The organism is Acetilactobacillus jinshanensis (genome assembly GCF_004359375.1).
GTDB classification, from domain to species: domain Bacteria; phylum Bacillota; class Bacilli; order Lactobacillales; family Lactobacillaceae; genus Acetilactobacillus; species Acetilactobacillus jinshanensis.
Window position 1 is genome coordinate 255,849 of the sequence record NZ_CP034726.1, and the last position, 15,771, is coordinate 271,619.

The 15,771-nt window shown below is 40.8% G+C and carries 14 protein-coding genes; 13 read left to right on the top strand and 1 reads right to left on the bottom strand.

Translation table 11 applies throughout. The features are described from left to right. Window positions 1-49 precede the first annotated feature (49 nt). Both rpoB and rpoC read left to right on the top strand, forming a co-directional pair. Complete coding sequence (gene rpoB / locus ELX58_RS01275; RefSeq protein WP_162614582.1) at window positions 50-3,661, top strand: DNA-directed RNA polymerase subunit beta; 3,612 nt, start codon at window positions 50-52, stop codon at window positions 3,659-3,661. Window positions 3,662-3,677: 16 nt separating this feature from the next. Beyond that, window positions 3,678-7,316, top strand: a complete 3,639-nt coding sequence (gene rpoC / locus ELX58_RS01280) for a DNA-directed RNA polymerase subunit beta' (protein WP_133441362.1) — start codon at window positions 3,678-3,680, stop codon at window positions 7,314-7,316. 49 nt (window positions 7,317-7,365) lie between these two features. Here the strand turns inward: rpoC and ELX58_RS08105 are convergent, their stop codons facing one another. Then, window positions 7,366-8,043, bottom strand: coding sequence for a prepilin peptidase (locus tag ELX58_RS08105; RefSeq protein WP_133441363.1), 678 nt, complete (start codon window positions 8,041-8,043; stop codon window positions 7,366-7,368). A gap of 186 nt (window positions 8,044-8,229) precedes the next feature. Between ELX58_RS08105 and rpsL the strand changes: the two genes are divergently transcribed. The 11 genes from rpsL (at window position 8,230) to rpsC (ending at window position 15,769) form a co-directional block, all read left to right on the top strand. After that, a complete protein-coding gene (gene rpsL, locus ELX58_RS01290) occupies window positions 8,230-8,649 on the top strand; it encodes a 30S ribosomal protein S12 (RefSeq protein WP_133441364.1) in 420 nt (139 codons plus the stop codon). A 32-nt stretch (window positions 8,650-8,681) separates the two neighbouring features. Then, window positions 8,682-9,152, top strand: coding sequence for a 30S ribosomal protein S7 (gene rpsG / locus ELX58_RS01295; RefSeq protein ID WP_133441365.1), 471 nt, complete (start codon window positions 8,682-8,684; stop codon window positions 9,150-9,152). Window positions 9,153-9,258: 106 nt separating this feature from the next. Continuing rightward, a complete protein-coding gene (fusA, locus tag ELX58_RS01300) occupies window positions 9,259-11,364 on the top strand; it encodes an elongation factor G (RefSeq protein ID WP_133441366.1) in 2,106 nt (701 codons plus the stop codon). Window positions 11,365-11,624: 260 nt separating this feature from the next. Continuing rightward, window positions 11,625-11,933 (top strand): 30S ribosomal protein S10, encoded by a 309-nt coding sequence (gene rpsJ / locus ELX58_RS01305; protein WP_133441367.1) that lies wholly within the window; start codon window positions 11,625-11,627, stop codon window positions 11,931-11,933. A gap of 32 nt (window positions 11,934-11,965) precedes the next feature. After that, a complete protein-coding gene (gene rplC / locus ELX58_RS01310) occupies window positions 11,966-12,592 on the top strand; it encodes a 50S ribosomal protein L3 (protein ID WP_133441368.1) in 627 nt (208 codons plus the stop codon). A 17-nt stretch (window positions 12,593-12,609) separates the two neighbouring features. Beyond that, window positions 12,610-13,233 carry a 50S ribosomal protein L4 gene (rplD, locus tag ELX58_RS01315; RefSeq protein ID WP_133441369.1) on the top strand — a complete coding sequence of 208 codons (624 nt, stop codon included), beginning with the start codon at window positions 12,610-12,612 and terminating at the stop codon, window positions 13,231-13,233. Between the two features lies 1 nt (window position 13,234). Next, window positions 13,235-13,531 (top strand): 50S ribosomal protein L23, encoded by a 297-nt coding sequence (rplW, locus tag ELX58_RS01320; RefSeq protein WP_133441370.1) that lies wholly within the window; start codon window positions 13,235-13,237, stop codon window positions 13,529-13,531. A 19-nt stretch (window positions 13,532-13,550) separates the two neighbouring features. After that, on the top strand, window positions 13,551-14,390 hold the full coding sequence (rplB, locus tag ELX58_RS01325; protein ID WP_133441371.1) for a 50S ribosomal protein L2: 840 nt from the start codon (window positions 13,551-13,553) through the stop codon (window positions 14,388-14,390). Between the two features lie 35 nt (window positions 14,391-14,425). Continuing rightward, the gene (rpsS, locus tag ELX58_RS01330; protein ID WP_133441372.1) at window positions 14,426-14,719 is read left to right on the top strand and encodes a 30S ribosomal protein S19; all 294 of its coding nucleotides are present in this window, start codon (window positions 14,426-14,428) and stop codon (window positions 14,717-14,719) included. Window positions 14,720-14,734: 15 nt separating this feature from the next. After that, window positions 14,735-15,082, top strand: coding sequence for a 50S ribosomal protein L22 (rplV, locus tag ELX58_RS01335; RefSeq protein WP_133441373.1), 348 nt, complete (start codon window positions 14,735-14,737; stop codon window positions 15,080-15,082). A gap of 12 nt (window positions 15,083-15,094) precedes the next feature. Continuing rightward, window positions 15,095-15,769, top strand: a complete 675-nt coding sequence (gene rpsC, locus ELX58_RS01340) for a 30S ribosomal protein S3 (RefSeq protein ID WP_133441374.1) — start codon at window positions 15,095-15,097, stop codon at window positions 15,767-15,769. The last annotated feature ends 2 nt before the right edge of the window (window positions 15,770-15,771 follow it).

Below are 15,771 nucleotides of genomic sequence, written 5' to 3' on the forward strand. Positions count from 1 at the left end.
AACATTTATTTCCGCAATATAAAGTTGCATTCGTAGAATTTTTTGAGAGGTGAACAGCTTGCCGGAACATTTAGTTCGATACGGTAAACACCGTGTTCGTAGAAATTACGCTCGCATTAAAAAAGTGCTCGCAATTCCTAATTTAACGGACGTCCAGACTGAATCCTACAAGTGGTTCCTGGATAAGGGTATTGATGAAATGTTTAAGACAATCATGCCCATTACCGATTTCAAGGGTAATTTAACCTTAGATTACATTGGTTATAAGTTAGGAACTCCTAAATACACCGAAGCTGAAGCTCGTGATCACGAAGCTAATTACACTGCTCCGATGCACGTTACTTTGGAATTAACCAACCATGAAACTGGTGAAATCAAGACCCAGGATGTCTACTTTGGTGATCTTCCATTGATGACGGCTCAAGGTACTTTTATTATTAACGGTGCCGAACGTGTTGTCGTATCTCAGTTAGTTCGTTCCCCAGGTGTCTTCTTCCATAAGGATAAAGACAAGAAGGGCCGAACGATTTACGGAGCCACCATTATTCCTAACCGTGGTGCTTGGATGGAATTTTTAAATGATGCTAAGGGCTTATCATACGTACGAATTGACCGTACCCGTAAGTTACCAATCACTGAATTAGTCCGTGCCTTAGGTTTTGGTTCTGATAAAGAGATCTCGGACATCTTAGGTAGTAACGATAGTTTGTCGTTAACCTTAGAAAAGGATGTACACAAGAACCCTAAGGATACCCGTACGGCAGAAGCTTTAAAGGATATCTATGCTCGTCTACGTCCTGGTGAACCGAAGACTGCTGAATCTGCTCGTCATTTATTAACGAACCGATTCTTCGATCATAAGCGTTATAGTACCGCGCCGGTTGGCCGTTACAAGATTAACGAAAAATTAGACATGAAGAATCAGTTACTAGGTTTGACCTTAGCTGAAACTTTAGCTAATCCAGACACCGGTGAAATCCTGGCCAAGAAGGGTACTAAAGTTGATAACAAAGTAATGAAGAAGTTAAAGCCATTCTTAGAACGAAAAGACTTTAAGGCATATACCTTTACACCTAGTTCTGATGCGGTTGATCCAAAGAAGATGACCGTTCAGATCATCAAGGTATATTCCAAGAAGAACCCTGGTCATGTTGTACCAGTCGTTGCTCCTGATAATATTCCGTTAAGTTATACTCACTTAACCAATGCGGATATCATTTCTGCAATGAACTACTTCTTCAATATGCAGGAACACTTAGGTTCTCGAGACGACATTGATCACTTGGGTAACCGTCGTATTCGTCGTGTTGGTGAATTATTACAGAACCAGTTCCGAATTGGCTTAGCACGGATGGAACGTGTCGTTCGTGAACGAATGTCAATTCAGGATGCGGCAACCGTTACTCCACAGAAGCTAGTTAATATCCGTCCAGTAACCGCTGCCGTTAAACAGTTCTTTGGTTCATCACAGTTATCTCAAGTCATGGATCAAAACAACCCGTTGGGTGAATTAACTCATAAACGTCGTCTATCCGCCTTAGGTCCTGGTGGTTTAACCCGTGACCGTGCCGGATTCGAAGTTCGTGATGTTCATTACACTCATTACGGTCGTATTTGTCCTATCGAAACACCGTCTGGTCCTAACATTGGTTTAATCAACAGTCTTGCTAGTTACGCTAAAGTTAATAAGTATGGTTTCATCGAAACACCATATCGTCGTGTATCTTGGAAGACCCATAAGGTAACCGATAAGATCGATTACTTAACTGCCGATAAAGAAGATAAGTACACCGTTGCCGAAGCCAACACACCGTTAAATGATGATGGCTCCTTCAAGAACAAGACCTGCATGGCTCGTCATAAGTCCAAGAACTTTATTTGTAACGTTAACGACGTTGACTACATGGATGTATCTCCACGCCAGGTCATTTCAATTGCCGCTGCTTGTGTTGCCTTCTTAGAACATGATGATTCAAACCGTGCCATGATGGGTGCTAACATGCAGCGTCAAGCCGTACCGTTAGTTCGTCCACATTCTCCAGTTATCGCTACCGGTGTTGAATATAAAGTTGGTCATGATTCCGGTGTTGCTAAGATTTGTAAGCACGAAGGAACCGTTGAATATGTTGATGCCAACGAAATCCGTGTTCGTCGTGACGATGGTGCTTTAGATAAGTACATCTTAACTAAGTTCCAGCGTTCTAATGCCGGTAAGAACTATAACCAGACACCAATCGTTAAAGTTGGTGACCATGTTGACGCCAATGAAATCATTGCTGATGGTCCTTCTATGCAGGAAGGTGAATTGGCATTGGGTCAAAACCCATTGGTTGCCTTCATGACTTGGCATGGTTATAACTTCGAAGATGCCGTTGCCATTAGTGAACGGATGGATATTGATGATGTTTACTCATCAATTCATCTTCAGGATTATAAGTCCGAAGCTCGTGATACGAAGTTGGGCCCTGAAGAAATCACCCGTGAAATTCCAAACGTCGGTCAAGACGCATTAAAGAACTTGGATGAAAATGGGATCGTTCGTATCGGTGCCGAAGTTCATACCGGTGATATTCTAGTTGGTAAAGTTACTCCTAAGGGAATGACTGAATTATCCAGTGAAGAACGTTTACTTCACGCTATCTTTGGTGAAAAGGCCCGTGAAGTTCGTGATACTTCATTACGTGTACCGCATGGTGCCGGTGGGATTGTTCAGGACATCAAAGTCTTCAGCCGTGAAAACGGTGATGAATTACCGCCTGGTACTAACGAAATGGTTCGTGTCTACTTGGCTCAGTTCCGTAAGATCCAAGTCGGTGATAAATTAGCCGGACGACATGGTAATAAGTCAACCATTTCCATTGTGGTTCCAGAAAACGATATGCCTTATTTGCCAAATGGTGAACCCGTTGATGTTCTATTAAGTCCAATGGGTGTTCCATCTCGTATGAATATTGGTCAAGTCTTAGAATTACACTTAGGTATGGCTGCCCGTAAGTTAGGTATCAAAGTTGATACACCAGTCTTCGAAGGTGCTAGTAATGCTCAAATTACCGATGCCTTACGTGAAGCCGCTTGTGCTACTGATGGTAAGACCGTCATGTACAGTGGTGAAACTGGTGAACCATACAACAAACGAATTGCCGTTGGTGTTATGAACTACCTTAAGTTGGATCACATGGTTGATGATAAAATCCATGCTCGTGCTATCGGGCCTTACTCATTAGTCACTCAACAGCCGCTAGGTGGTAAAGCCCAGTTCGGTGGTCAACGTTTTGGTGAAATGGAAGTTTGGGCATTAGAAGCCTACGGTGCTGCCTATACTTTGCAAGAAATCTTAACTTACAAGTCCGATGATGTTGTCGGCCGTGTTAAGGCTTACGAAGCAATCGTTAAAGGTGAACCGTTACCTAACCCAGGTGTACCTGAATCATTCCGTGTTCTTGTTAAAGAACTTGAAGGTCTAGGCTTAGACATGCGAGTTCTAGATAAGAACCATAACGAAATTGACTTAAGTGATGAAGATAACGAAGATCAGGACGTTGTGAACGTCGATGCTTTGAGTAAGTTCGCTGAAAAGCAGGAACAAAAGAAGCAGACTAAGACAGACGAAAAGTCTGATCCAAAGAAGCAGCCGACTGATGGTAAAAAGACTGATAAATAACGGGGAGGTCCATTAATTGGTCAACGTTGATAGATTTGAAAGTATGCAGATTGGCCTAGCATCTCCTGATAAGATCCGAAGCTGGTCTTATGGTGAAGTTAAAAAGCCAGAAACAATTAATTATCGTACCTTAAAGCCTGAAAAGGAAGGCTTGTTTGATGAACGGATCTTTGGACCGACCAAAGATTGGCAGTGTTCTTGTGGTAAGTACAAGCGAATTCGATACCGTGGCATCATTTGTGATCGTTGTGGTGTTGAAGTTACTCGTTCTAACGTTCGTCGTGAACGGATGGGCCACATTGAATTAGCTGCACCAGTTACTCATATTTGGTACTTTAAAGGCATTCCTAGTCGAATGGGCTTGGTATTAGATATGAGTCCGCGAGCCTTAGAAGAAATTATTTACTTTGCGGCTTACGTTGTAACTAATCCTGGAGATACTCCATTAGAAAAGAAACAGTTATTAACTGAACGTGAATACCGTGAAAAGAAGAATGAATATGGTAACCGTTTTGAAGCTCAGATCGGTGCTCAGGCCGTTGAAACCTTACTAAATGATGTTGATCTTAAGAAAGAATCAGCTCATTTAGAAAAGGTTTTGAAGACTGCCGGTGGTCAGAAACGTACCCGTGCCATTCGTCGTTTGGATATCTTACAGGCATTTTTAAAGTCTGGTAATAAGTTATCCTGGATGGTAATGCACGTCATTCCAGTTATTCCACCAGCATTACGACCGATGGTTCAATTAGAAGGTGGCCGTTTCGCTACTTCTGATTTAAACGATTTATACCGTCGTGTTATTAACCGTAACAACCGTTTGAAGCGTTTATTAGCATTACATGCCCCTGGTATCATCGTTCAAAACGAAAAACGGATGTTACAAGAAGCTGTTGATGCCTTAATCGATAATGGTCGTCGTGGTCGTCCAGTATCTGGTCCGGGTAACCGTCCGTTAAAGTCCTTATCGCATATGCTTAAAGGTAAGCAAGGTCGTTTCCGTCAGAACCTATTAGGTAAGCGTGTTGATTACTCTGGTCGTTCAGTAATTGATGTTGGACCTCATTTGAAGTTCAACCAGTTAGGTCTACCAGTTCCAATGGCATTGGAATTATTCAAGCCTTACTTAATGCACGCATTAGTTAAACGAGGCATTGCTTCAAACGTTAAGAGCGCTAAGCGTAAGATTCATAACCGTGATGATGACATTTATGATGTCTTAGCTGACGTCATTAAAGGTCACCCAATCCTATTAAACCGTGCGCCTACGTTACATCGTTTAAGTATTCAAGCCTTTTACCCAGTATTAGTTAGTGGTAAGTCCATTCGATTCCATCCACTTTGCTGTACTGCTTATAATGCCGATTTTGATGGTGACCAAGTTGCATTACATGTACCGTTAAGTGATGAAGCCCAAGCTGAATCCCGTACGTTAATGTTAGCTTCTACTCATATTTTGGCACCGCGTGATGGTTCTCCAATTATCACACCGTCACAAGATATCATCATTGGTAACTACTACATCACCTTAGAAGAACGTCATCGTGAAGGTGAAGGTTCCATCTTTAATGATGCTAACGAAGCTGTCTTAGCTTACCAGAATGGTTATGTTCAGTGGCATAGTCGTGTTGGTATCCGAGTTGCTTCCATGCCGAAGAAGCCATTTACTCCTCAGCAGCGTAAAGAAATCTTGGTAACCACCGTTGGTAAGATCATCATGAATACGATGTATCCAGATGACTTCCCATTCTTGAACGAACCGACTAAGCGTAACTTACGTGGTGAATTACCAGATAAGTACTTCTTAAAGCCTGGCGAAAATATCTTCGATTACTTAAAGCATTCGAAGTTAATTCCGCCATTCAAGAAGGGCATGATCAGTGATATTATCGCTGAATGTTACCGTCGTTACCATATTGCTACGACCGCAATCGTCGCTGATAGCTTGAAGCATTGGGGTTACGAAAACTCCATGAAGTCAGGCTTAACGTTCGCTATTCCTGATATTGTTGACTTGAAAGAAAAGCCTTACATTATCGAAGCTGGTAAGAAGAAGAAAGACTTAGTCACTAAGCAATATCAGATGGGTCTAATTACCAATGAAGAACGTTATCAGCGTGTCGTTGATATCTGGAGTGACGCCAAGGATAAAGTTCAACAGAAGATTCAAGATCACTTTGATCCAGAAAATGATATCTTTATGATGTCTGATTCCGGTGCCCGTGGTAACATCTCGAACTTCGTTCAATTAGCTGGTATGCGTGGTTTAATGGCCGAACCTAATGGTAAAGTTATGGAATTACCAATTACCGCGAATTTCCGTGAAGGTCTATCCATTCAACAGATGTTCATTTCCACCCATGGTGCCCGTAAAGGTATGACCGATACCGCCTTGAAGACTGCCAACTCTGGTTACTTAACCCGTCGTTTGGTTGATGTTGCTCAAGACTGTATCGTTCGTGAACATGATTGTGGTACTGATAGTGGCTTAAGAGTTCATGCTTTAATGAACGGTGGCGAATTATTAGAACCACTGTATGAACGAATCTTAGGCCGTGTCGCCATGAAGGAAGTTAAGAATCCGAAGACTGGAAAGACTATCGTTCGTCATAATCAGATGATCGATGAAAAGAAGGCCACGGAAATTGTTAACTCCGGCGTCAAGGAAGTTGAAATTCGTTCTGCATTGACTTGTCATACCGTTCATGGTGTTTGTGCTATGTGTTACGGCCGTAATTTGACCACTGGCAAATTAGTTGAAGTCGGTGAAGCTGTTGGTACCGTTGCCGCACAAGCCATTGGTGAACCTGGTACTCAATTAACTATGCGTAACTTCCATACCGGTGGTGTTGCTGGTAATGCTGATATTACCCAAGGTCTACCGCGTGTCCAAGAAGTCTTTGAAGCTCGTCATCCAAAAGGCCGTGCTTTAATTAGTAAGGTTACTGGTGACGTCAAGTTAATTGAAGAAAACCCTGCTGAAAACGTTCGTGAAGTTACTATTAAAGGTAAATCTGATACTCAGAAGTATAAGATTCCGATGGACCAGAAGTTGATCGTCAAAGAAGGAGACCACGTTCACCGTGGTACTCCATTAAACGTTGGTTCAATTGATCCTAAGGAAATGCTTCAGGTTACTAACATGATCGAAACCGCTAACTACATGCTTGGTGAAATTCAAAAAGTTTACCGTATGCAAGGTGTTGATCTAAACGATAAGCATCCTGAATTAATCATCCGTCAATTGATGCGTAAGGTTCGAATCATGAAGCCTGGCGATACCAAGTTATTACCTGGTTCCTTGATGGATATCAATGATTTCCGTAAAGCCAACGCTAAGTATGTCATCGAAGGTAAGATTCCTGCCACTGCTCGTCCAGTATTACTTGGTTTGACTAAGGCTGCTTTAGAATCCAAGAGTTTCTTAAGTGCCGCATCATTCCAGGAAACTACTCGAGTATTAACCGATGCTGCTATTCGTGGTAAGAACGATCCGTTAGTTGGTTTGAAAGAAAACGTCATCGTTGGTAAGTTAATTCCTGCTGGTACTGGTATGCATCGATACCGTAATATTCAGATGAAGGAAGACAAGCCTGCTGATACTGATAAATCAGCCGATGACGCAGAATCAACTGCTGACAGTACTAAAGAAGACTAAATAAAAAATAATAACTTTTAATTAATGGCGATTGCTGAATAAGCAACCGCTATTTTTTTATACTCCGAAGTAGTAGGTATGCGAATCCTAGGTAGGGTGCGTAAGGAATTAGTTTATGCTTGTGATGAATTACGTATTTAAAGATGGCGCTGAAAGATGATATCGCAATGATATAAATAATTGTGGTGACATCGGTTTTAAGGAACAGTAAAAACATTAGGTCAACGTCACCGTTTCCGATAAATTTAAGATAATGATTTAGTAGTGAAATTAATGCATAAATAATGAGAATAATTGCAAAAGTTAGGACATCTAATTTACCGTTAGTAATTAATTGCAAAATAGTTAACGTTAACATTGATATTAACGACCAAGTTGGGATGGTGTAGTAACTGTAGTCACATTCGGCAATGAATAGAAATAATAATTCAAAAATAATTTCTAAAAGTCCGTTAAGAGTGAGCGGGTTAAACAAAAATATTAAGCCACCAGTCAATTCACCAATTAACGTTAGAAAGCCAATCGGTCGATGACATTGATGGCACTTGCCTCGAAGAAGGATAAAACTAACGATTGGAATTAATTCCCAAGGTCTGAGTTTATGATTGCAGTGATCACAGTGGGATGCTGGAAAAATAATGGATTCGTGACGATATGACCTGATACTTGATAATGAAATAAAAGAGCCAATGACGGTTCCCACAATGAATTTAAAAAAGTTGATCATATGATTAACACCTCACCATTAAATACGTAAAGTTTTCGCAAAATGTTGACACTTTTTGGAGAGAATGATACTATTAACCATGTCTTAAGCGTGAAAAGTGTCCAAGCAGTCTTTTAGAAAAAGAACCGCCTGGATGTGTGGACTTGAAATTCAATCAAATTTTAAATTGAAAGGAGGACTTTTTAGATGCCAACAATTAATCAATTGGTCCGTAAAGGTCGTAAATCTAAAAGTTCTAAATCAAAGTCCCCTGCATTAAACTGGGGTTATAACAGTTACAAGAAGGAAAGAGTTTATGTTCCTTCTCCACAGAAGCGTGGCGTTGCTACCCGTGTTGGTACGATGACTCCAAAGAAGCCTAATTCCGCATTACGTAAGTACGCCCGTGTTCGTTTAACTAACTTAATGGAAGTTACTGCCTACATTCCTGGAATTGGTCATAACCTTCAAGAACATAGTGTGGTATTACTTCGTGGTGGTCGTGTAAAAGATCTACCTGGAGTACGTTACCATATCATTCGTGGTGCTTTAGATACTGCTGGTGTCCAGAACCGTCGTCAAGGCCGTTCTAAGTATGGTACCAAGAAGCCTAAGGCTAAGAAGTAACTAGTTTCGTTTTTGTAAGGAGGATATAATCTATGCCAAGAAAAGGTCCAGTACAACCACGTACTTTCTTACCAGACCCAATTTACAAGTCTAAGTTGGTTACTCGTTTAATCAACCACTTAATGATCGATGGTAAGCGAGGCACTGCATCAAAGATTTTATACAATGCTTTTAAATTAATTAAAAAACAGACTCATCATGACCCAGTTAAGGTATTTCAGGCTGCTATGAAGAATGTTATGCCTGTATTAGAAGTTCGTGCTCGTCGTGTTGGTGGTGCTAACTACCAAGTTCCGATCGAAGTTCGTCCTACTCGCCGAGTAACGTTAGGCTTACGTTGGATTGTTAACTACGCACGTTTACGTGGTGAACATACCATGACCGAACATTTAGCTCGTGAAATTATCGATGCTTCTAACAATACTGGTGCTTCAGTTAAGAAACGTGAAGATGTACACCGTATGGCTGAAGCTAACCGTGCATTTGCTCATTACCGCTGGTAATTTAGTAAGTACGATATAATTAAATAATTTCAAATAAAGTGGCTAATTTTTAGCCACTTTATTGATATAGAGATATATTGATCGTTTGAGAGGAGAAAATATATACATGGCTAACGCTCGAGAATTTCCACTTGAGAAGACCCGTAACATCGGAATTATCGCTCATATTGATGCCGGTAAAACGACTACTACTGAACGTATTCTGTATTACACTGGTAAGATCCATAAGATTGGTGAAACCCAAGATGGTGATAGCCAAATGGATTGGATGAGTGAAGAAAAAGATCGTGGTATCACGATCACTTCTGCCGCTACTACTGCCGAGTGGAAAGATCACCGAATTAACATTATTGATACGCCAGGACATGTTGACTTCACTGCTGAAGTTGAACGTTCCTTACGTGTATTAGATGGTGCTATTACCGTCTTAGATGCTAACGCCGGTGTTGAACCGCAAACTGAAACCGTATGGCGTCAAGCTGCTCAATTCCGTGTTCCAAATATCGTCTTTGTTAATAAGATGGATAAAATTGGTGCTAACTTCGATGCATCAGTTAAGTCATTACACACCAAGTTAGGTGCTAATGCTCATGCCATTCAAATGCCAATCGGTGCCGAAGATAACTTCAAAGGTGTTATTGACTTGATCGATATGAAAGCCGATATTTATGATAAAGATAAGATGGGTGCTAAGTGGGATACCGTTCCAGTTCCTGCTAAGTACTTACCACAAGCTAAGAAGCGTCGTCAGCAGTTAATCGAAGCTGTATGTGACGTTGATAACGACTTAATGGCTAAATACTTATCTGGTAGCCCAATTTCTAATGCTGAAATCAAAGCTGCTATTCGTAAAGCTACTTTAGAATTAAAGTTCTTCCCAGTCTTAGCTGGTTCCGCTTATAAGAACAAAGGTGTTCAAATGTTATTGGATGCCGTATTGGATTACTTACCATCTCCATTGGATATTCATCCATACGAAGCTAAGGATCCTGAAACCAACAAGATTGTTGAATTAAAGGCTAATGATAAGAAACCATTTGCCGCCTTAGCATTTAAGATCGCTACTGATCCATTCGTTGGTCGTTTAACTTATATCCGTGTATACCAAGGTACTTTACCAGCCGGATCTTATATCTTAAACGCAACCAAGAACAAGCGTGAACGTGCTAGTCGTTTACTTCAGATGCACGCTAACCAGCGTCATGAAATTCCTGAAGTCTTCTCTGGTGATATCGCCGCTGTTATCGGTTTAAAGAATACTGGTACCGGTGATTCATTAACTGCTCAGGATCATCCATTACACTTAGAATCCATGGACTTCCCTGACCCAGTTATCAGTGTATCCGTTGGTCCTAAGACTAAAGCTGATCAAGGTAAAATGGATAACGCTTTACAAAAGTTATCTGAAGAAGATCCTACCTTTAAGACTCATACTGATCAGGAAACTGGTCAGACCATTATTTCTGGTATGGGTGAATTACACTTAACCATTATTATTGAACGTATGCGTCGTGAATTCCACGTACAATGCCGTGTTGGTAAGCCACAGGTTGCTTATCGTGAAGAATTCACCAAGCCTACTAAAGCTAATGGTAAATTTATCCGCCAGAATGGTGGTAAAGGTCAGTATGGTGATGTTTGGGTTGAATTCACACCTACTAAACCTGGTGAAGGTTACAAGTTCGAAGATGCCATTGTCGGTGGTGTTGTTCCGCGTGAATTCATTCCATCCGTTTCCAAAGGTATTCAGGGTGCCATGAAGAATGGTGTTCTTGCCGGTTACCCATTAATTGACTTAAAGGCTAAGTTATACGATGGTAGTTATCATCCAGTTGATTCAAGCCAGGCTTCATTTGAAACCGCTGGTGCCTTAGCATTGAAAGAAGCTGCTAAGACTGCTCATCCAGTTATCCTTGAACCAATTATGAAGACTGATGTCGTAATTCCTAAGGAATTCATGGGTGATGTCATGGGTGAAATTACCGCTCGTCGTGGTAAGATCCGTGGTATGGCTGAAAAGAACAAAGCCGAAACCTTACATTGCTTCACTCCATTAAGTGAAATGTTTGGTTATGCCACTAATTTACGATCTGCTACCAAAGGCCGTGGTACATTTACTATGACGTTTGATCACTATGCTCCAGTTCCGAAGAGTCTTCAAAAGAAGATTATCGAAAAGAACGGTGGCTCAACTGAATCTTCTAAAAATTAATTAAAATAATTAATTGAATTAATAATTACAAAGGATGTCTTTTTAGACATCCTTTTTTGTTTATTTAATTTGGATAAATTATGAGAAACCTTGACAGTACAGGGGAGACCTAGTATTATAAGAATTGTTGCTGATTGGGGTAGTTTACCCTATAGCTATGATGTGAAAGGTTGCGACACACCCGGTTGCTTTGCCATGGGTGCGTCGGGAATTTTCACGGAGTTAGTCTTATTTCAAATATAGACGAAGGAGGGAATATAATGGCAAAACAAAAGATTCGGATTCGTTTGAAAGCATATGAACATCGTATTTTAGATCAATCAGCTGCTAAGATCGTTGCTACAGCACAACGTACTGGCGCTAGTATCTCTGGCCCAATTCCGTTACCAACTGATCGTACGATCTATACGGTTCTTGCTTCACCGCATAAGTTCAAGAAGTCTCGTGAACAGTTTGAAATGTTAACTCATAAACGTTTGATTGATATTTTAGACCCAACCCCAAAGACTGTTGATTCTTTAATGAAGTTGGACTTACCAAGCGGTATTGATATTGAAATTAAATTATAGAGATTTATTAAAATAGTATAGGAGGTGTACTCATGGCCAGAAAAGGAATTTTAGGTAGAAAAGTTGGTATGACCCAAGTATTTGGCAAGAATGGCGAATTAATTCCAGTAACCGTTGTTGATGTCACACCAAACGTTGTTCTACAGAAGAAAACCAAAGAAAATGATGGTTACAATGCCGTCCAGTTAGGTTATGCCGATAAACGAAAAGTTTTAAGCAATAAACCTGAACAAGGTCATGTAGCAAAAGCTAAAACTGCTCCTAAGCGTTTTATTCGAGAAATTCGTAATGCTGACTTAGGAAAGTTAAAAGTTGCTGATAAAGTATCTGCTGATATCTTTAAAAAGGGTGACGTTGTTGATGTCACCGGTATTACTAAAGGTCACGGATACCAGGGTGTTATTAAGAAAGATAACCAGCACCGTGGCCCAGAAGCTCATGGTTCTCGTTACCACCGTCGTCCAGGTTCTTTAGGCCCGATTATTAACCGTGTTGTTAAAGGTATGAAATTACCTGGCCGTATGGGTAATAATCGTGTGACTATGCAGCATTTAACTGTTATTGATGCCGACGTTAAAGATAACGCCTTAGTAATCAGTGGTAGTGTTCCAGGTGCTAACAAGTCATTCTTAATGATTCGTTCTACAGCTCGAAAGTAAGAAAGGAGGAAAAATAAATGACTAGCGTTGCATTATACAAACAAGATGGTAGCAAGAATGGTAGCGTTAAATTAAACGATGACATTTTTGGTATTAAACCGAACAACAATGTTGAATTCGATGCAGTTCTAATGCAAAGAGCATCACAACGACAAGGCACCGCTGATACTAAATCACGTGGTGAACGTCGTGGTGGTGGTAAGAAGCCATGGCGCCAAAAGGGTACTGGTCGTGCTCGTCAAGGTTCCATTCGTGATCCGCAATGGCGTAAAGGTGGAATTGTATTTGGCCCTACTCCTCGTTCTTACAATTACCATCTTCCAAAGAAAGTTACTAAGTTAGCTACTAAGTCTGCTTTATCAGACAAAGTCGCTGCTGGTGACTTATACGTCGTTGATTCATTGAAATTCAACGCACCTAAGACTAAGAAAATGAGTCAGTTATTAGCTGGCTTAAAAGACTCATCCAAGACATTACTTGTCTTAGAATCTGGTAATCATAAAGCTGCTTTAGCTGCTCGTAACTTACCTAACGTTATGACCATTACTGGTAAAGGTATTAACACCTTAGACGTTATGGATCACCGTAAAGTGGTTATGACTAAAGCTGCTTTAGCCGAAGTAGAGGAGGTACTCGCATAATATGGAATCACGTGATGTACTTTTACGTCCCGTAATTACCGAAGCATCAACTGATCGTATGGACCAGAAGAAGTACACTTTTGATGTTGACCTACGGGCTACCAAGACCCAAGTTAAAAAGGCTGTCGAGGATGTTTTTGGTGTTAAAGTTACTAAAGTTAACATTATGAACGTTCGAGGCAAGCTTAAGCGAGAAGGAAGTTTCGTTGGTTACACTAGTCGTAGTCGTAAAGCCATCGTTACTTTATCCAAAGACTCGAAGAAGATTAATGTATTTAACAAGAGTAATAATAAATAAAGAATAGGAGGGGAAAATAATGGCTAACAAATTATACAAGCCCACCAGTAATGGTCGCCGTAATATGACTAATATCGACTACAAAGTTGCTACTAAAAACAACCCTGAAAAGTCCTTATTAGCTAACCGTAAGGCCCAATCCGGTCGAAACAACGGTGGTAAGATTACGGTTCGTCACCATGGTGCTGGTGTTAAGCGTCGTTACCGTTTAATCGATTTTAAGCGGACTAAAGATGGCGTTCCCGCAATTGTTAAGTCAATCCAATACGATCCTAACCGAACTGCCAATATTGCCCTCATCTATTATGTTGATGGTGTTAAATCTTATATTTTAGCACCACAGGGCTTACATGTTGGTGACAAAGTTGAATCCGGTCCTGACGCTGACATTAAAGTCGGTGATGCACTTCCGTTAAAGAATATTCCAGATGGAACCACCATTCATAATGTTGAATTAAAACATGGCAAAGGTGGTCAGTTAGCTCGTTCTGCTGGTACTTCTGCTCACTTATTAGGTAAGCAGGGCAAGTACGTATTAGTTAAATTACCATCAGGTGAAGTTCGTTTAGTATTAGCTACTAATCGTGCATCAATTGGTGCATTAAGTAATGCTGAACACTCATTAGTAGTAAGTGGTAAAGCTGGTCGTACCCGTCGATTAGGCAAACGTCCACATGTTACTGGTTCTGCTATGAACCCTAACGACCATCCGCATGGTGGTGGTGATGCTCATACCACTGTTGGTTACCCATCTCCATTATCTCCATGGCATAAGAAGACTGTTGGTAAAAAGACCCGTTCAAAGAAAGCTCGTTCAAACAAGTTTATTGTTCGTCGTCGTAAGCAGTCCAAGATGTAAATTAGTTAAGACACCAGATTGAAGGAGGTCGTCTCATGAGTCGTAGTTTGAAAAAAGGACCTTTTGCTGATAAATCTTTATTAAAGAAGATCAAAGCGCAAAAAGGTAAAGATAAGAAGACATTAATTAAGACTTGGTCACGTCGTTCTACGATTTTCCCAAGCTTCATTGGTAACACCATTGCCGTATATAACGGTCGTCAACACGTTCCGGTATATATCCAAGAAGATATGGTTGGCCATAAGTTAGGTGAATTCGTACCAACTCGTACGTTCCATGGCCATGGCACTAACAGTGATGACACTGCTGCCGATAAGACTACTAAATAATAAGGAGGATTAATAATGGCTGCACAAGTTACTTCAGCAAAAGCTACTGCTAGAACTGTTCGAATTTCGGCCCGCAAAGTTCGCCTTGTTATGGATCTTATCAGAGGTAAGAGCGTTGCCGAAGCTACTGCTATTTTGAAGTTCACTCCACGTAGTGCTTCTCCAATTTTAAGTAAAGTACTTAAATCAGCAGTTGCTAATGCTGAAAATAATTTTGATTTAGATCGTGAAGATTTGTACGTAAGCAAAGCCATTTGTAACGAAGGGCCAACGTTAAAGCGTTTCCGTCCACGTGCTAAAGGTTCTGCTTCTCCGATTAACAAACGTACTAGTCACATTACGATTATCGTTTCTGAAAAGTAGGAGGTATAAAACTTGGGTCAAAAAGTAAATCCAAACGGCTTACGAATGGGTATTACCCGTGACTGGGAAGCCAAGTGGTACTCTGATAACAATTTTGCCGGAAACTTAATTGAAGATTTACGCATTCGTAAGTATATTGCAAAACGACTTGCCGATGCATCCACTTCTCGAGTAGAAATTGACCGTGCTGCAAAGCGCATCAACATTTCTATTAACACTGCCAAACCTGGTATGGTTATTGGTAAAGGTGGATCTGAAGTTGAAAGTCTTCGTAAAGCTTTAGATAAATTAACTGGTAAACGTGTTCACGTTAACATCATTGAAATTAAGAAGCCTGACTTAGACGCTAAGTTAGTTGGTGATGACATCGCTCGTCAGTTAGAAGCTCGTGTTGCTTACCGTCGTGCTATGCGTCAAGGTATGCGCCGTGTTGAACATGCTGGTGCTAAGGGTGTTAAGATTCAGGTCGCTGGTCGTTTAAACGGTGCTGATATGTGCAGAACTGAAAGCTATTCCAATGGTACTGTTCCGTTACATACTTTACGTGCTGATATCGATTACGCTGACTGTGAAGCTCACACTTCTTATGGTTCAATTGGTGTTAAGGTATGGATCTACCGTGGTCAAGTATTACCACGAAAGAGACATCCTGAAGCTAGAGCTCGTCAGAGTAAAGGAGGCAAATAATC